Below are 17351 nucleotides of genomic sequence, written 5' to 3' on the forward strand. Positions count from 1 at the left end.
CTTCTTGATGTTGCCTAACTTTTTTCAAAATGTCCTTTACAAAGGGTACAGATTATAATTCCCCTGCTTTTCTATTTGGTTTATGTAGTTAGATATAAAAGATGATAAGCAGTCAAAGAGCATAATCCCGTTATAAACAAAATTATCCCCATAGAACGAATATGTGTTAATTGTCTCCCGCTTATAATAGCCAATAGTCCAGCTAAAAGGAAGAAGCTCCAATATAAAGTTCCTGAAATTAGGAGTTTTTGCTCTAAATCTATTCCGATTCCTATACAAATGACAGGAACAACGATAAATAATACGCTAATCAATCCGGCTATAATGGTAAGTAATTTACGATATTTAATTCCGGCAGCAATTAAAAAAATACCAACGATGATTTCACATAACAATAAAATAGGGGCTAAGATAAGCCAAATAAATAATCCGGTAGATTCCATGTGTAATAACTCCTTAACGAATGAAAAATGAATCAGGCATAGACATGAGCTGCCAACAAATAGCTGCGAACAGTCCTATCGAGAAAATAATAAATCCCATGTTGCGTATACTATTAATTTTTGAACGTGCCCCATTGATTCCTGTTAATAAACCAGCTAGAGAGAAAAACATCCAATATAGAACAGTTGGAATATGAAGAACGTTCTCTCCGTTTATACCTTTGTTCAAAAAAATAAAAGGCATTATAACGAATGAGAAGCAAATAATCCCCACTAAGATAGCAAGGGATTTACGATGAATAATTCCGGTTACTACTAAAAAAATACCACCAGTAATTCCGCATAATAAGAGAAGTGGCATAAAAAGCATCCAAATAATACTGAACATATGTAAACTCCTTTATATTAATCAAGTTATATTTTACTACATGAGGTTTATTTTGGATATTATTAATAAATATATATAATTTGATAGAAATTAGTAGTAACGATACGAATGATCGAAAAGTGTTAACAGAAGAAGATTTTGAAGTTGTTATAAAAGAGTAAAGAGAGGTATCGGGATGATACCTCTCTTTATACTAAAAAGGCGAACATATTATTCATAATATGAAATAGCATAGCTGGAATAATAGAATTTGTTTTCTTACATAGAATAGCCATTAAAAGTCCCATGAAGAAGGTGATTACCATTACTCCAAGTGAGTATGTGTGTGCGATACCGAAGAAGAAACTCGTTAAGACTGCTGCAATCCAAAATGGAAAACGCTCTGATAAGAAGCGAAGTATGAAGCCACGGAAAATGAGTTCTTCAAAAATTGGTGTGAGTATTGCAAAGCCAATAAGTAGTAATGTTTGATATTGATTAAAAACTTCTAAGTTTAGTGCAGAAGATTGTTGTTTCGTTGCGTCTTGGAATACATAATTTAACATGATGAAATTAAGAAGAATATTTAACGCGAAAAAAAGGAGCAAGTATATGTATGTACGCCATTCTTTGAGTGCCCTAAAGTTAAATGCCTCTAGTAATAGTCTTTTTGCAGGTTCGTATTTAAAAATGAAGAACAATAAAATCCCTAGTTGCAATGCGATACTTGTAGTATTTGCAATAGAATCATATAAGGCTATTTGCTTTTTATTTGTGAGACCAGCTGTATAAATCATTAAAGGTAATGCTAGAAATAAAGTGATAAGTCCGGTTCCAAAAAAAGCAAATAAGACAGAGCTAATAAATTGCCCCCATGACATGGAGTGTTTCTGTTCATATGGAAGTTGTGTAGTGGATTGCATGTATAAAATCACCTCTTTTATATTCTTATATGTAATTATAAGGTATTATTATTTATAATGTTATGCTCAAATATTACATACAAAGTTAGAATTTTTAAAATTGCACTTCTTGTTACATGATTAGTAAAAATAATAAAAGAGGTATCACTCTGTAGTGATGCCTCTTTCTCATTGATAACTATGTTCTGTTTTGTTATTCGATTTCGATTGCTCTATTTGCAATTCACGCTCTACCAATCGATCTAACTGCTGCATTGCTTTTAGTGCTTTTTCATAAGAAATAGTTCGGTAATGGTGTGCTCCGCCTGGCTCTTCGTCTGCTTCATCTGCCCATTTAATAATGTTTTGAAGTGGAGTTCTCTCAAGTGTTTGTTCTACTAAGAAAGAATCAGTGTGCAATAGAATTGCAACAGAAATTTCTTTTGCTTGCTTCGGATGTTCTCCTAATCGGATTAATAATTTATGAGCTCTTTCTGCTCCTTTAATCGCATGTATATCATTCTTTTTATACAAGTCATAGTCCCATTCTCCCTCACTGTACCATGTGTGATGTCCGATATCATGAAGGAAGCCAGCCTTTGTCGCAGCATCGACTGAGGCGTGATACTTTTTAGCTAAGTGAAACGCATGGTAAGCGACAGCAATCGCGTGGACCATTCCAGAACGGTTTACGTATTTTTGTGTAATGTGATGTTTGAAAATTTGTTCAAGCGTAATACGGTGCATAAAACATTCACTCCTTTTATCCCGATTTAACGGGCAGTAAGACTCCCACCTCAAAATTTGGCGAATGCGAGGAAGTTAGGTAGGAGATTGACTGCCCGTAAAAGCCCGATTGGTTCAACTAATAATCAGTGGGGATGGACAAAACCCCACTGATTAAAGTTTCACTTTATCTAATGGTGTATATGAAGAAAATCGATCGGTTTAAATGTATTTTGAACATTGTACTCCATCAAGTAGCGTTAGTAAAGTAGAAATGTTTAGGAGAAGAAAAATTTTATAGACATAAAAGATCACCTTAGTTTTTTCTAAGGTGACCTTTTATTGCTTATTTTTTTAATCCTTGCTCCAGTGTTCCTAACATTTCGTGTTTTTCATTTTCATCAGCATTTTTCCAAATGACTTCGAATAAAACACCAAGACCTGGAAGCATTTTTTCTTCACCGCTTTGAATTGCATCGACAATCGTTTCTTGTAATTGATCTTGTGAATTTCCAGATACATTCGCTAACACAGCGCCGCGTAGATTAAAATTCATCACTTTCACCTCTTCTTCAGAATTGAAACTGACGTTAGTTTTTGTTCTTTTTTATGTAAATATGTATGAAAAATAGGCTATAATGATAAGACAAGAAGAGAGGGAATTACATATTATGAAAAACATTGATTCAGTACAAAATCCGCGTGTGAAGCAGTGGAAAAAGCTGCAAACGAAAAAAGAACGCGATAAGCAAGGGTTGTTCTTTGTTGAAGGGTTCCACTTAGTAGAGGAAGCTTTAAAGGCAGGAGTTGTAACAGAACTTATCGCTTCGGATCAGACGGACTTACCGAAAGATTGGACAGTTAATGATGTTGAAATGTATATCGTGCCTGAAGCAATTGTAAAAGTACTTCGCGAAACAGAAACAACGCAAGGTGTATTTGCTGTTTGTGAGAAACATGAGAAAGAAGTAGCTCTTACTGATGGGAAATTTCTTTTATTAGACGGCCTTCAAGACCCAGGTAATTTGGGAACGATTATTCGTACAGCTGATGCAGCTGGTATTCATGCCGTTGTGCTTGGAGAAGGGTGCGTTGATGTTTATAATAGTAAAGTACTACGATCTACACAAGGTTCTATTTTCCACTTACCGGTTGTAAAAGGGAACTTAGAAGAATGGGTAGACAAGTTAAAAGAAAATAACGTCCCTGTATATGGAACAGCTCTTGAAAATGGAGTTCCATTTGGTGAAGTAACCCCGGCTGGAAGTTTTGCATTAATTGTAGGAAATGAAGGAAGCGGCGTACGCCAAGAAATTCTTGCGAAAAGTGATCAAAACTTGTATATTCCGATTTACGGCGGGGCAGAATCATTAAATGTTGCGGTTGCAGCAGGGATTTTAACTTATTATTTACAAAGCCCAGTTGCGAACAAATAAAAAACTTCTTATAATAAGTTGAAGTATATGTTTGTAATGAACATACAATAAAAGTTAAATAACGAAAAACGTTGATAGAGAAGAGTAGCTTACAAAATCGCCATATAGGGAGAGAGTGCCGTAGACTGAAAGCATTCTTATGGTAGATGGAAGTGAATTCACCTCTGGAGTTGGCGCCAGGACCATTTATATGTAAAGGCGTTCCGGTCAGAATTGATCGTTATAACTAATGAGTGGGCAGACTTGTTCTGTCAATTTAGGGTGGTACCGCGAATTTACCTCGTCCCTTTTTGGGAGCGAGGTTTTTTTATTTTTAAAATTAGGAGGGTTCCAAATGGAAGCACGTTTAAAAGAGCTAAAGCAAAAAGCGTTAGAGCTTATTGAAGAAGCGAAAGAGCTAAAGGGCTTAAACGACGTACGCGTAGCGTATTTAGGAAAAAAAGGCCCAATTACAGAAGTATTACGCGGCATGGGAAAATTATCAGCAGAAGAGCGTCCACGTATGGGAGCATTAGTAAATGAAGTACGTGAAGCGATTCAAACGCGTCTAGAAGACAAAATTAGCAACTTAGAAAAAGCAGTAATCGAAGCAAAATTAGCTACTGAAACAATTGATGTTACACTGCCAGGTCGTCCTGTTGAAACAGGTTGTCACCATCCGTTAACATCAGTTGTTGAACAAATTGAAGATGTATTCATCGGTATGGGTTATGAAGTAGCTGAAGGAACAGAAGTAGAAAAAGACTACTACAACTTCGAAGCATTAAACTTACCGAAAGATCACCCAGCGCGTGATATGCAAGATACATTCTACATTACAGAAGAAACGTTACTACGTACGCATACATCTTCTGTGCAAGCACGTACGATGGAAAATAACAAAGAAAAAGGCCCAATCAAAATTATTTGTCCTGGTAAAGTGTATCGCCGCGATGACGATGATGCGACGCATTCACACCAATTCATGCAAATTGAAGGTCTTGTAATTGATAAAAACATTCGCATGAGTGACTTAAAAGGTACACTGCAAGTTTTCGTGAAGAAGATGTTCGGTGAAGATCGTGAAATCCGTCTTCGTCCAAGTTTCTTCCCATTCACAGAGCCATCTGTAGAGATGGATATTTCTTGTATGATGTGTCACGGTAAAGGTTGCGGTACTTGTAAAGGGACTGGCTGGATTGAAATTTTAGGCGCAGGTATGGTTCATCCGAACGTACTTGAAATGGCTGGTTATGATTCAAAAGAATATCAAGGTTTCGCATTCGGTATGGGCGCAGAGCGTATCGCAATGTTGAAATACGGCGTAGACGACATTCGTCATTTCTATACAAATGATGTACGTTTCTTACAACAATTCAAACGAGCGTAAGGGAAGGAGAGGATAAATATGTTCGTATCATATCGTTGGTTACAAGAGTATGTAGATATTAAAGATGTAACAGCACAAGAACTAGCAGACAAAATCACGAAAAGTGGTATTGAAGTAGAAGGTGTTGAATTATTAAATAAAGGTGTAAAAGGTGTTGTAGTTGGTCACGTATTAGAATGTGAAAAACACCCAGAAGCTGATAAATTAAACAAATGCTTAATCGACATCGGTGAAGAAGAGCCAGTTCAAATTATTTGTGGTGCTGCTAACATTGCAAAAGGTTTAAAAGTACCAGTTGCAAAAGTTGGCGCTGTACTTCCTGGTAACTTCAAAATTAAAAAAGCAAAACTACGCGGGGAAGCTTCTCACGGTATGGTTTGTGCTCTTCAAGAGCTTGGTATTGATGGGAAACTCGTTGCGAAAGAATATGCAGACGGTATCTTCATCTTCCCAAGTGCTGCTGAAGTTGGTGCAGATGCACTTGAAATTTTAAATTTACATGATGAAGTACTTGAGCTTGGTTTAACACCAAACCGTGCAGATTGCTTAAACATGTTAGGTGTTGCATATGAAGTCGCTGCTATTTATGGTCGTGAAGTGAAACTTCCAGCTATCAACTTACAAGAAACAGAAGAAAAAACATCTGATTACATTTCTGTAAGTGTAGAAGCGAAAGAAGAAAATCCGTTATATATTGCAAAAATGGTGAAGAACGTAAAGATTGGTCCATCACCAATGTGGATGCAAACTCGCCTTATGGCAGCTGGCATTCGTCCAATTAGCAACGTAGTTGATATTACAAACTACATTTTAATGGAATACGGTCAGCCGTTACATGCATTCGATTACGATAAATTAGGTTCAAAAGAAATCGTTGTTCGCCTAGCTAAAGAAGACGAAAAGATTCAAACATTAGATGCTCAAGAACGTACGTTACAAAGCCACCACCTTGTTATTACAAACGGTGAAAAAGCATTAGCTGTTGCTGGTGTAATGGGCGGAGCGGATTCTGAAGTTGATAGCGAGACAGTAAACGTTCTAATTGAGTCTGCATACTTTGCAGGTCAAACAGTGCGCCGTACATCAAAAGACTTAGGTCTTCGTAGCGAATCAAGTGCACGTTTTGAAAAAGGAATCGACCCAACACGTACATTTGAAGCAATTCAACACGCAGCTGCTTTAATGGCAAAATACGCTGGCGGAGAAGCACTTGAAGGTGTAGTAGAAGCTGATAACTTACAAGTACAAGAACGTACAGTATCTGTTACAGCTGAGAAAGTAAACCGTGTATTAGGTACAGATATTTCTGCGAGTGAAATGGGTACAATGTTCACAAACTTAAAATTCCCATTCACAGAAGTAGAAGGAACATTCCATGTGAATGTACCAGCACGTCGTCCTGACATTACAATTTCAGAAGACTTAGTAGAAGAAGTAGGTCGTCTGTACGGTTATGATCACATTCCAGTTACATTACCTGCTGGAACGATGACACGTGGTAAATTAACATCAGCGCAAACGAAACGTCGTAAAGTACGCCGCTTCTTAGAAGGTGCTGGTTTATATGAAGCAATCACATATTCATTAACAAGTGCTGACAAAGCGAAACAATATATGGTTGAGCCGAACGAAAAAGCCCCTGTCAATCTTGCGCTTCCAATGAGCGAAGAGCGTAGCCAACTTCGTTTAAGCTTAGTGCCACAATTGTTAGAAGCAGTTTCATACAATGTTGCACGTAAAAACGACAGCGTTGCATTATATGAAGTAGGTTCTATCTTCTTACCAACAGAGGCAGGAGAACTTCCGAAAGAAGAACAACATCTTGCAGGTGTTATGACAGGTCTTGCTCTTCACCATGCATGGCAAGGTGAGAAGAAAGTTGTAGACTTCTTCGTTGTTAAAGGTGTATTAGAAGGATTATTCGACGTACTGGGCGTTGCAAACCAAATCACTTATGCACCAGCAAAACGTGAAGGTATGCACCCAGGCCGTACAGCTGACATCGTATTAGATGGTGAAGCAATCGGATTCATCGGTCAACTGCACCCGGAAACAGAAAAACAATTAGATGTGAAAAATACATTCGTATTCGAATTATCTCTTGCAAAAGTATTCGGTGCAGACGCCGAGGAAACTTACTACTCAGCAATTCCACGTTTCCCATCTATGACACGTGATATGGCTGTTGTCGTAACAACAAATACAAAAGCTGGTGAAATGAAGCAAGTAATTGCTGAAGCTGGCGGAGAACTTCTAAAAGAAGTAACACTATTCGACTTATACGAAGGTGAAAAAATGGAAGAAGGCAAGAAATCACTTGCATTCTCTATGAACTACTTCGATGCAGAACGTACATTAACAGACGAAGAAGTAACAGAAGCACATAGCCGTGTATTAACAGCGGTAGAAGAAAAATTTGGTGCGGAGTTACGTAAGTAATAAAGTGAAACTTTAATCAGAGGGGAGTCATCCCCTCTGATTATTAGCCCACACCAATCGGGCTTTTACAGGCAGTTAATCTTCCACCTAGCTCCTTTGCTACAGCAAAAGTTTGAGGTGGGAGTTTTACTGCCCGTTAATGCGGGATAAAAACAGCTGCCGGAATTTTCCCGGCAGTTTTTTTATTAGAATGGTTGTTGAAAGATGCCGGTAAGTCGATATTCTATGTCGAATCGCCGATAAATTTGAAGTTGTGGTCGATAAATTATAAAAATCGCTGATATATATCAAGGCATCTTGCATCTTTCCCTCGAATGTAGTACATTAATTTTAGTTTAACAAAACGAAAGACGATGATAAGGAAAAGTAGTATATACTATAATCCAAAGCGAGTCAGGGACGGTGAGAGCCTGATGAGGCGGTATATGTGAAGAACACCTTGGAGTTGCTAACCGAAATTGAAACTTGTATTCAAGAGTAGACTTAGACGGGAATCCGGCCTGTTACAAACCGGGAAGTATGTATTACATACGAGTTAAAGTTGGTCTTTATGACAAATTGGGTGGTACCGCGAAGTTTAACCTTTCGTCCCTTTATGGATGAAAGGTTTTTTTGTATTTAAATATATCAGCAAAGGAGAATTTTACTATGGAAAACACATTAGTAAAAAGTCTGTATAGAGATACAGATAAATACGCAGATCAAACAGTACAAGTATCGGGTTGGATTCGTAACTTACGTGATTCAAAAGCATTTGGTTTCATCGAATTAAACGACGGTAGCTTCTTCAAAGGTGTTCAAATCGTTTTCGATACAGAATTAGAGAACTTCAAAGAAATTGCAAAGCTTCCACTAAGCTCTTCAGTTAAAGTAGAAGGTAAAGTAATTGCAACACCTGGAGCGAAGCAACCATTTGAAATTAAAGCAGAAAAAATTGATATCGAGGGCTTATCAGATTCTGATTACCCACTTCAAAAGAAGCGTCACACGTTTGAATACTTACGTACAATCGCTCACTTACGTCCAAGAACAAATGCATTCTCAGCAACATTCCGCGTGCGTTCTATCGCAGCATTTGCAATTCACCAATTCTTCCAAGAGCGTGGATTTGTACATGTTCACACACCGATTATCACTGGTAGTGATACAGAAGGTGCAGGTGAAATGTTCCGCGTAACAACGCAAGATTTAAACAACGTACCAAAAGGTGAAGACGGACAAGTTGATGAATCAAAAGACTTCTTCGGCAAAGAAACGAACTTAACAGTAAGTGGACAGCTGAATGCTGAAGCTTATGCATTAGCGTTCCGTGATGTGTACACATTCGGACCTACATTCCGTGCAGAAAACTCAAACACAACTCGTCACGCAGCTGAGTTCTGGATGGTTGAGCCTGAGATTGCATTCGCTGAATTAGGCGATGTAATGGATCTTACAGAAGATATGCTGAAATATGCAATGAAATACGTACTAGAGCATGCACCAGAAGAAATGGATTTCTTCAACAGTTTCGTTGATAAAACAGTTCTAGAGCGCATGAACAACGTAATCAACTCTGACTTCGGTCGTATCACATACACAGAAGCAATTAAAGTGCTTCAAGAATCAGGTGCTGAATTCAAATACCCAGTAGAATGGGGTATTGACTTACAAACAGAGCACGAAAGATTCTTATCAGAAGAAATCTTCAAACGCCCTGTATTCGTAACTGACTATCCGAAAGATATTAAAGCATTCTACATGCGTATGAACGAAGATGGTAAAACAGTAGCTGCTACTGACCTTCTAGTTCCTGGCATCGGTGAATTAATCGGTGGTAGCCAACGTGAAGAAAGAATGGACGTTTTAGTAGACAGAATTAAAGAATTAGGTATGAACGAAGAAGACTACTGGTGGTACTTAGAACTTAGAAAATACGGCGGTACAAAACACGCTGGATTCGGTCTAGGTTTCGAGCGCTTCCTAATGTACATCACTGGTATGGCTAACATCCGTGACGTAATTCCATTCCCAAGAACTCCAGGTTCTTCTGAATTCTAAAAACAAAAAAAGCGAGAGCAACTGCTCTCGCTTTTTTTGTTTGGAAAAATGTTGTTCATAGGTACGTTCGTATCTCACATATAGTAAAACGAATGAAATATTTATGGGCAAGGGAAAGGGGTTTTGGCTCGATGGGGGAGATTCCAAGTCATACAAAGTGGACACTGCATGACAAGTATGTGGTGATTACTGGTGCAACAAGTGGTATTGGATTAGCGGCAGCTAAGGCATTTGCAGAGCGCGGTGCCAAACTAGGAATCATTGCACGTAACGAGGAAAAAGCGAATGCTGCTATTGCTCAAATTAAGGATGTAACGAATGGGGATGCGATGATAGATCTATTTTTAGCTGATATGGCTTCCCAACAATCTATACGCCGGGTAGCTACTGATATTTTGGAAAGGTGTCCGAGAATAGATATATTAGTGAATAATGCTGGTGCTTTATTTCAAACAAGGAAGCTTACGGAGGACGGTTTGGAGATGACCTGGGCGGTAAACCATTTAGGTCCATTCTTACTCACTAATTTGTTGTTGGAGCGTTTAAAAGAAAGTGCTCCTGCTCGTGTCATTACCACTGCATCTCACGGTCACAAAATGGCTAAAAAGGGAATTGATTTCGGTGATCTAGATGCAGAACAACTTTATCTCGGTGTTAAGAAGTTCATGGGCGGTCCTACAATGCGTTATGCGCAAACAAAACTAGCTAACATTTTATTCACCTCTGAATTGGCACAGCGGTTGGAGGGAACGGGTGTTAGTGCTTATAGCTTTGACCCGGGGCTAGTGGATACGAATTTTAACCAGGACAATGGTCTGGTTGCTCGCTTAACTATGGCAGCAATGAAACCTTTCTCTCGTACACCCGAGGAAGGTGCTGAAACTTTAATATGGCTAGCAGAATCAAATCGATTCATTGACCATAGTGGCTGTTACTATGCCGATAAGCAAATAGGAAAAACGTCTGAAGCCGCCTTGGATAAGGATGCCGCAAAACGTCTATGGGACATTAGTGAAAAACAGACACGAGAGTAAAAGAGTAGCGAGTGTCTGTTCAGATTGTTATGTTGAATAGTTTTTTACCCTTAAGTAAAAAGTAAGCTTGGGGGTGAGTGCAATGAGTAAAAAAGTGAAAACAGATCATTCTAGATCAAGCCTAGGTTCTCCAGAGGTGGAAGGACAAGGAACAACTACGCATGAAACGGGTTCTCATAAAGTACCTTCATCAAATAAGAAACAGAAGCGAAGTTAAACATAAAAAGGGAGTCATGGAGACTCTCTTTTTTAGGTGAATAGTAAATGAATGTATATCGGCTGAAATTGAAATATATTGATATGCGACGAAAATAGGAACGTGTGAGATCCTATTTACCCATTTTTCATTCAAACAAGGCGAAAAGAATTCAATTCTTTTCGCCTTGTTTAGTTCATCCATATCCTGTCGATACTAAAAAGTAGTTATCTTTTCAACAAACGAAACGCCTTTTCCGTATTAGCAAAATGCAGTTTTACAAATTCAGGCAATCGTTCTTTACCAAGCTTTTGAATTAATTTAGCAGCAGCGATATCAACTTGTTTACCAGCACCTTTTGGAAGTGGCATACCAGCTTTTTTGCTTAGTTCGTCAAACTGTTTTACGAATGAGTAACGAGCTAAAATAGAAGCAGCAGCTACTGCTAAATGGACACTTTCGCCTTTTGTAGCGAAATAAACGTTTTCACGCTGTACCTGTTTTTGTTTCGCTAAATATTTATAGTATGTATCAGGTTGTGTAAATTGATCGATTAAGATACCTTCTGGTTTTGTAGGTGCGATTTTTGCTAATAAGTTTGTGATGGCTTTATTGTGTAGTAAAGCTTTCAGTTTACCTTGGTTGTTTCCTTTATCAAATAGCTCATTATATTTTTCATTATGAAGAACGAGAGAGCTATAAGGAACAACGTGAAGGAGTTGTTTTGCAATTTCAGTAATTTGAGCATCGTTTAAGTTTTTGGAGTCTTTTACACCAAGTTCTTTTAAAAGTGGAATTTGCTTTGCATCCACATATACAGCAACAACTGTCATCGGTCCAAAGAAATCTCCAGTACCTACTTCATCGGACCCTAAAATCGACATTGTGCCAATAGAAGAAGGTGGTGCATATTGGTGCGAATTGGCCGATTTTTTTACAGCTGATTTTGGTGTTTGAGAGACAGTTTGCCAACGAGCGGCCTCTGCTTCGGCACGGCCCCCTTGGAACATTACTTTGCCTGATTTATATGCTGTAATCGTGCAAGATGGTACCTTTGCCATGAAGACACCGCCTTGCGGAATTTTCGGGCTAAGCGCTTGTTTATACTGTTGTTTCATGTCTTCAATTGCACTAGAACTTGTCTGTATTACGATAGAATTTGACAAAATGGTCGCTCCTTTTTTAATATTGTTATTTTTATCATATCGGATTGTTCTTTCTGTTTCCATATTATGATGGTTCATGGTATGATAAACTTTAGGATTCTGTACGTGATTGGAGGCCGGTGAGTTGTCACAACAAAAGGGAAATAAAAGTCGAATTAATGTAGAAATATATGGTCAACAATATTCAGTTGTTGGCGATGAAAGTACAAGTCATATCCGCATGGTAGCAGCGATTGTGGATGATAAAATGCGCGAACTCAATGCCAAGAATCCTTCGCTTGATACGAGTAGACTAGCGGTATTGACGGCGGTAAACGTCATACACGATTACATAAAATTAAAAGAAGAACATGAGAAATTGAAAGAAAGTATGACACAAAAAGGAATTGAATAACATGATTGATATTATTATCATTTTATTGCTTGTTATGGGATTTTTCCTCGGTTTACGCAGAGGATTTATTTTGCAACTTGTAAAGTTAACAAGCTTTATTATCGCATACCTCGTTGCATACTGGTACTGTAAAGATTTAGCGCCAGCACTTGCGAAAATTATTCCGTATCCATTTGATAAGAATGTGTCTGTTCCCGAATGGATAGATGCGAATAATATTGAGGGTGTCTTCTATCAAGCAATTGCGTTTATTGTATTATTTATTATTACAAAAATCGCACTTTCACTACTTGGTAATTTACTGAATATGTTTGCAGAAATCCCAGTTTTAAAGCAAGTCAATGCGGTTGCTGGGGCACTTCTTGGCTTTTTAGAAGTGTATATCATTCTGTTTGTCTTAATTATTGTTGGATCAATTCTTCCAATTGAACAAATACAAACACCATTACAAAAATCATCAATTAGCAAAATAATTGTAGACGATACACCGATTCTTTCTGAAAAGGTGAAGGAACTATGGCAGACAGGTAGCAGAGTATAACTTCTCTTTTTTCAGAAAGAGGAGTTTTTTTCTATGAACGAAAGGCGGGAGAATCATGAAAATAAATAAAAAACAAGTTATTAAATTATTAGAGACAATCGGCCTTTTTATGGAGTTAAAGGGTGCAAATCCATTTAAAATATCAGCATTTCGTAAAGCGGCAGCAGCGCTAGAAAGCGACGATCGCAGTCTTTCTGAAATTGAAGATTTTACAAAGATTCCAGGCATCGGAAAAGGAACAGCGGCTGTTATTCAAGAATATATAGAATCGGGAACATCTGAAGTATTACAGGAGCTTGAAAAAGAAGTACCGAGCAGCTTATTACCGTTATTAAAATTACCAGGGCTTGGTGGCAAAAAAGTAGCGAAGTTGTATAAAGAGCTTGGTGTTATTGATATGGAAACATTGCAAAAAGCCTGTGAAGAAAATAAAGTACAAGCTTTAGCGGGATTCGGTAAGAAAACAGAAGAGAAAATATTAGAAGCAATTGATCAAGTAGGCTCTCGTCCAGAGCGTTTACCAATTGCGATGGTATTGCCTATTGCCGGGGAAATAGAGGAGAAATTGTCGAATGTTGCTGAAGTAATTCGCTTCTCACGCGCTGGTAGTTTGCGCCGTGTTCGTGAGACAGTGAAGGACTTAGATTTTATCATTGCAACGACAGAGCCAGCAGTAGTACGTGAACATTTACTACAATTTGATAATATGATTGAAGTGATTGCGAGCGGGGATACGAAGGTATCTGTTCGTCTTCAATATGAATATGATATTTCAATTGATTTCCGTCTTGTAAAACCAGAAGAGTTTATTACAACGCTTCACCATTTCACAGGATCAAAAGACCATAACGTAAAAATGCGCCAAATCGCGAAAGATAGAGGCGAGAAAATTAGTGAATATGGTGTGGAAATCTTAGAGACAGGTGAAGTGAAAACATTCGAAACAGAAGAAGCATTCTTCGCCCACTTTGGCCTTCCATTCATCCCACCAGAAGTGCGTGAAGATGGAAAAGAAATTGAATTAATTAAAGAGTATCCGAACTTAATTCAGTTCTCTGATATACAAGGTGATTTACATATGCATACAACATGGAGTGACGGTGCTTTTTCAATTGAGGAAATGGTACAAGCATGTCGTGCTCGTGGGTATAAATTTATGGCAATTACTGATCACTCGCAATACTTGAAAGTAGCGAACGGTTTAACGAAAGAGCGTCTGCGTGAACAAGCGAAAGAAATTGAACGTATGAATGAAAAGTATCCAGACATTACAATTTTGCGCGGGATTGAAATGGACATTTTACCAGATGCGACACTTGATTTTGAAGATGAAGTATTAGCAGAACTAGATTATGTTATTGGAGCGATTCATTCTAGCTTCTCACAAGACCGTGAAACGATTATGAAACGTCTTCGCACTGCACTTGAGAATGAGCATGTCACGATGATTGCTCATCCGACAGGACGTCTTCTTGGGCGCCGCGAGGGTTACGATGTAGATACAGATTTATTAATCCAGCTCGCAAAAGAAACAAATACAGTTTTAGAATTAAATGCAAATCCAAACCGTCTAGATTTAAGTGCGAAATTATTAAAACAAGCACAAGATGCTGGTGTAAAAGTAGCGATTAATACGGATGCTCATACACTTGAAATGTTAGAAGATATGGAAACAGGTGTAGCGGCAGCACGTAAAGGTTGGATTCAAAAAGATAACGTGATTAACACATGGGATATTGAACGTTTATTAGACTATATTAAACGTAATAAGTAACACAAGGGGGACCTGCAACATGTTAGAAAGAACGTTGCGTGTATTAGAATACAATAAAGTAAAAGAACAATTACTTGAACATACAGCATCTTCACTTGGTCGTGATAAAGTGAAGAATTTAGTGCCAAGCACAGATTTTGAAGAAATTGTGGAACTGCAAGAAACAACGGATGAGGCAGCAAAAGTTATCCGTTTAAAAGGACATGTACCACTTGGAGGGATTTCTGATATTCGTTCAAATATTAAGCGTGCGAAAATTGGAAGTATGTTAAGTCCTCATGAATTAATTGAAATCGCAAGTACGATGTATGGTAGTCGCCAAATGAAACGCTTCATTGACGATATGATTGATAATGGTGTTGAACTTCCAATTTTAGAAACACATGTCGCGCAAATTGTATCTTTATATGATTTAGAAAAGAAAATTACAAACTGTATCGGTGACGGCGGTGAAGTAGTCGATAGCGCAAGTGACAAATTGCGTGGTATTCGTAACCAAATTCGTACTGCGGAAAGCCGTATTCGTGAGAAATTAGAAAACATGACGCGTTCTTCAAACGCGCAAAAAATGTTATCAGACGCAATTGTAACGATTCGTAACGAACGCTACGTAATCCCGGTAAAACAAGAATACCGCGGCGTATATGGTGGTATTGTTCACGATCAATCTGCTTCTGGACAAACGTTATTTATAGAACCGCAAGTAATCGTGGAATTAAATAATGCGCTTCAAGAAGCACGTGTGAAAGAAAAACAAGAAGTAGAACGCATTTTAATGATGTTAACGGAAGAAGTAGCAGTGGAAGCTGATATCGTTCTATCAAACGTAGAAGTAGTTGCAAATCTTGACTTTATTTTTGCAAAAGCTCTTTATGCGAAGCGAATTAAAGCGACGAAGCCAATCGTAAATAATGAACGCTACATGGATTTAAAACAAGCACGCCATCCGCTTATCGATCCGGAAATTATCGTGCCAAATAACATTATGCTTGGTAAAGACTTTACAACAATTGTTATTACAGGACCGAATACAGGTGGTAAAACAGTTACACTGAAAACAGTCGGTATTTGTGTCTTAATGGCACAATCTGGTCTGCACATTCCAGTAATGGACGAATCAGAGATTTGTGTATTTAAAAATATCTTTGCTGATATCGGTGATGAACAATCGATTGAACAAAGTTTAAGTACGTTCTCCTCACATATGGTGAACATTGTAGATATTTTAGAAAAAGCTGATTTCGAAAGCTTAGTTTTATTCGATGAATTAGGTGCTGGAACAGACCCGCAAGAAGGGGCTGCACTAGCAATTTCAATTTTAGATGAAGTATGTAACCGCGGTGCGCGCGTTGTTGCAACAACGCATTACCCAGAATTAAAAGCATATGGATACAATCGTGAGCAAGTTATTAATGCGAGCGTTGAGTTCGATGTGAATACATTAAGCCCAACGTACAAATTATTAATCGGTGTACCAGGACGTAGTAATGCCTTTGAAATTTCGAAGCGTCTTGGTTTGTCTGATCGCGTAATTAATCGCGCTCGTAACCAAATTAGTACAGATACGAACAAAATCGAAAATATGATTGCAAAGCTAGAAGAAAGCCAAAAAAGTGCAGAGCGCGAACGAAAGGAAGCGGAAGAACATCGTAAGCAATCAGAAAAACTTCATCGTGAATTACAGCGTCAAATTATTGAATTTAACGATGAGCGCGATGAAAAATTATTAAAAGTGCAAAAAGAAGGGGAAGAAAAAGTCGAAGGTGCGAAGAAAGAAGCAGAAGGCATTATTCATGAACTTCGTCAATTGCGTAAAGCACAGCTTGTAAATGTGAAAGACCATGAGCTTATTGAAGCGAAGAGCCGTCTAGAAGGGGCAGCGCCAGAGCTTGTGAAGAAACAAAAAGTACATGTGAAAAATACAGCGCCGAAACAACAATTACGACCAGGTGATGAAGTAAAAGTGTTAACGTTCGGTCAAAAAGGTCAATTGCTTGAAAAAGTAAGTGATACAGAGTGGAGCGTACAAATTGGTATTCTGAAGATGAAAGTGAAAGAATCCAATATGGAATACATTAATACACCGAAGCAAACTGAGAAAAAAGCAGTCGCAAGTGTGAAGGGTAGAGATTATCACGTGTCGTTAGAGCTTGATCTTCGCGGCGAACGTTATGAAGATGCAATGATGCGCGTTGAAAAATATTTAGACGATGCACAGCTTGCAAGCTATCCTCGTGTATCAATTATTCACGGTAAAGGAACAGGAGCGCTTCGCCAAGGTGTACAAGATTACTTGAAGAAACATCGCGGCGTGAAAACCTACCGCTACGGTGACATGGGCGAGGGAGGCCTAGGCGTAACAGTTGTCGAATTGAAATAGCAAACAACCAAACAAAAGGGGAAACCATTATATGTTTATGGACAAACTCGCAAAAGTATTGTTAGCTTGTTGTGGAATATTTTTGGTGATTGGGGTTATTTATTTAGTTGTTTTTGCGAAGTGAAGGAGCGTCAATCTTGGCAT

At 38.2% G+C, this 17351-nt stretch carries 16 protein-coding genes and 2 other annotated features; of the genes, 10 read left to right on the forward strand and 6 right to left on the reverse strand.

Annotation, left to right across the window (positions count from 1 at the left end):
* Window positions 1-80: 80 nt before the first annotated feature.
* The 5 genes from CQZ94_RS26875 to sspI all read right to left on the reverse strand — a co-directional run bounded on the left by CQZ94_RS26875 (window position 81) and on the right by sspI (window position 2994).
* A complete protein-coding gene (locus CQZ94_RS26875; protein WP_105587948.1) occupies window positions 81-443 on the reverse strand; it encodes an ammonia permease in 363 nt (120 codons plus the stop codon).
* A gap of 13 nt (window positions 444-456) precedes the next feature.
* Entirely contained in the window at window positions 457-831 is a 375-nt protein-coding gene (locus tag CQZ94_RS26880) for an ammonia permease (RefSeq protein WP_105587949.1), read from the reverse strand.
* Window positions 832-1019: 188 nt separating this feature from the next.
* The gene (locus CQZ94_RS26885; protein ID WP_002145450.1) at window positions 1020-1733 is read right to left on the reverse strand and encodes a CPBP family intramembrane glutamic endopeptidase; all 714 of its coding nucleotides are present in this window, start codon (window positions 1731-1733) and stop codon (window positions 1020-1022) included.
* Between the two features lie 168 nt (window positions 1734-1901).
* Window positions 1902-2459, reverse strand: a complete 558-nt coding sequence (locus tag CQZ94_RS26890; RefSeq protein ID WP_105587950.1) for an HD domain-containing protein — start codon at window positions 2457-2459, stop codon at window positions 1902-1904.
* Window positions 2460-2784: 325 nt separating this feature from the next.
* Window positions 2785-2994 (reverse strand): small acid-soluble spore protein SspI, encoded by a 210-nt coding sequence (gene sspI, locus CQZ94_RS26900; RefSeq protein ID WP_088034070.1) that lies wholly within the window; start codon window positions 2992-2994, stop codon window positions 2785-2787.
* Window positions 2995-3076: 82 nt separating this feature from the next.
* On the opposite strand from sspI, the gene CQZ94_RS26905 reads away from it, so the two are divergent.
* From CQZ94_RS26905 to CQZ94_RS26930, 6 genes are all read left to right on the forward strand, one after another.
* A complete protein-coding gene (locus CQZ94_RS26905) occupies window positions 3077-3874 on the forward strand; it encodes a TrmH family RNA methyltransferase (protein WP_142395944.1) in 798 nt (265 codons plus the stop codon).
* 62 nt (window positions 3875-3936) lie between these two features.
* Window positions 3937-4165, forward strand: a binding site (T-box leader).
* A gap of 43 nt (window positions 4166-4208) precedes the next feature.
* Window positions 4209-5243: a phenylalanine--tRNA ligase subunit alpha gene (gene pheS, locus CQZ94_RS26910; RefSeq protein WP_105587952.1), complete on the forward strand. Its 1035-nt coding sequence runs from the start codon at window positions 4209-4211 to the stop codon at window positions 5241-5243.
* 18 nt (window positions 5244-5261) lie between these two features.
* Window positions 5262-7682: a phenylalanine--tRNA ligase subunit beta gene (pheT, locus tag CQZ94_RS26915; protein WP_105587953.1), complete on the forward strand. Its 2421-nt coding sequence runs from the start codon at window positions 5262-5264 to the stop codon at window positions 7680-7682.
* Window positions 7683-8026: 344 nt separating this feature from the next.
* Window positions 8027-8278: a binding site (T-box leader), on the forward strand.
* Between the two features lie 52 nt (window positions 8279-8330).
* Window positions 8331-9722 (forward strand): asparagine--tRNA ligase, encoded by a 1392-nt coding sequence (asnS, locus tag CQZ94_RS26920; protein WP_105587954.1) that lies wholly within the window; start codon window positions 8331-8333, stop codon window positions 9720-9722.
* Window positions 9723-9853: 131 nt separating this feature from the next.
* Window positions 9854-10756 carry an SDR family oxidoreductase gene (locus CQZ94_RS26925; RefSeq protein ID WP_105587955.1) on the forward strand — a complete coding sequence of 301 codons (903 nt, stop codon included), beginning with the start codon at window positions 9854-9856 and terminating at the stop codon, window positions 10754-10756.
* Window positions 10757-10838: 82 nt separating this feature from the next.
* A complete protein-coding gene (locus tag CQZ94_RS26930) occupies window positions 10839-10973 on the forward strand; it encodes a YuzL family protein (RefSeq protein ID WP_105587956.1) in 135 nt (44 codons plus the stop codon).
* Between the two features lie 206 nt (window positions 10974-11179).
* On the opposite strand, the gene rnhC is transcribed toward CQZ94_RS26930, so the two are convergent.
* A complete protein-coding gene (gene rnhC, locus CQZ94_RS26935; RefSeq protein ID WP_105587957.1) occupies window positions 11180-12118 on the reverse strand; it encodes a ribonuclease HIII in 939 nt (312 codons plus the stop codon).
* Window positions 12119-12242: 124 nt separating this feature from the next.
* Here rnhC and zapA point away from each other — a divergent pair, with 124 nt between their 5' ends.
* The 4 genes from zapA to CQZ94_RS26955 are packed head-to-tail and all read left to right on the forward strand — an operon-like array spanning window position 12243 to window position 17207.
* Window positions 12243-12512, forward strand: a complete 270-nt coding sequence (gene zapA / locus CQZ94_RS26940; protein ID WP_002112165.1) for a cell division protein ZapA — start codon at window positions 12243-12245, stop codon at window positions 12510-12512.
* A gap of 1 nt (window position 12513) precedes the next feature.
* Window positions 12514-13053 (forward strand): CvpA family protein, encoded by a 540-nt coding sequence (locus CQZ94_RS26945; protein ID WP_002015450.1) that lies wholly within the window; start codon window positions 12514-12516, stop codon window positions 13051-13053.
* Window positions 13054-13108: 55 nt separating this feature from the next.
* Complete coding sequence (gene polX / locus CQZ94_RS26950; protein WP_105587958.1) at window positions 13109-14827, forward strand: DNA polymerase/3'-5' exonuclease PolX; 1719 nt, start codon at window positions 13109-13111, stop codon at window positions 14825-14827.
* Window positions 14828-14846: 19 nt separating this feature from the next.
* The gene (locus tag CQZ94_RS26955) at window positions 14847-17207 is read left to right on the forward strand and encodes an endonuclease MutS2 (RefSeq protein WP_105587959.1); all 2361 of its coding nucleotides are present in this window, start codon (window positions 14847-14849) and stop codon (window positions 17205-17207) included.
* Window positions 17208-17351: the final 144 nt, after the last annotated feature.

This window comes from Bacillus sp. MYb209 (assembly GCF_002975175.1).
GTDB lineage: Bacteria > Bacillota > Bacilli > Bacillales > Bacillaceae_G > Bacillus_A.

What these genes read in the sequence shown, in the direction of transcription:
- CQZ94_RS26885 (WP_002145450.1), bottom strand. Translation starts at nt 1,733, where the DNA reads ATGCAATCCACTACACAACTTCCATATGAACAGAAACACTCCATGTCA.
- CQZ94_RS26955 (WP_105587959.1), top strand. Translation starts at nt 14,847, where the DNA reads ATGTTAGAAAGAACGTTGCGTGTATTAGAATACAATAAAGTAAAAGAA.
- CQZ94_RS26905 (WP_142395944.1), top strand. Translation starts at nt 3,077, where the DNA reads ATGATAAGACAAGAAGAGAGGGAATTACATATTATGAAAAACATTGAT.
- polX (WP_105587958.1), top strand. Translation starts at nt 13,109, where the DNA reads ATGAAAATAAATAAAAAACAAGTTATTAAATTATTAGAGACAATCGGC.
- CQZ94_RS26925 (WP_105587955.1), top strand. Translation starts at nt 9,854, where the DNA reads ATGGGGGAGATTCCAAGTCATACAAAGTGGACACTGCATGACAAGTAT.
- CQZ94_RS26945 (WP_002015450.1), top strand. Translation starts at nt 12,514, where the DNA reads ATGATTGATATTATTATCATTTTATTGCTTGTTATGGGATTTTTCCTC.
- CQZ94_RS26930 (WP_105587956.1), top strand. Translation starts at nt 10,839, where the DNA reads ATGAGTAAAAAAGTGAAAACAGATCATTCTAGATCAAGCCTAGGTTCT.
- asnS (WP_105587954.1), top strand. Translation starts at nt 8,331, where the DNA reads ATGGAAAACACATTAGTAAAAAGTCTGTATAGAGATACAGATAAATAC.
- pheS (WP_105587952.1), top strand. Translation starts at nt 4,209, where the DNA reads ATGGAAGCACGTTTAAAAGAGCTAAAGCAAAAAGCGTTAGAGCTTATT.
- CQZ94_RS26875 (WP_105587948.1), bottom strand. Translation starts at nt 443, where the DNA reads ATGGAATCTACCGGATTATTTATTTGGCTTATCTTAGCCCCTATTTTA.
- CQZ94_RS26890 (WP_105587950.1), bottom strand. Translation starts at nt 2,459, where the DNA reads ATGCACCGTATTACGCTTGAACAAATTTTCAAACATCACATTACACAA.
- pheT (WP_105587953.1), top strand. Translation starts at nt 5,262, where the DNA reads ATGTTCGTATCATATCGTTGGTTACAAGAGTATGTAGATATTAAAGAT.
- sspI (WP_088034070.1), bottom strand. Translation starts at nt 2,994, where the DNA reads ATGAATTTTAATCTACGCGGCGCTGTGTTAGCGAATGTATCTGGAAAT.
- CQZ94_RS26880 (WP_105587949.1), bottom strand. Translation starts at nt 831, where the DNA reads ATGTTCAGTATTATTTGGATGCTTTTTATGCCACTTCTCTTATTATGC.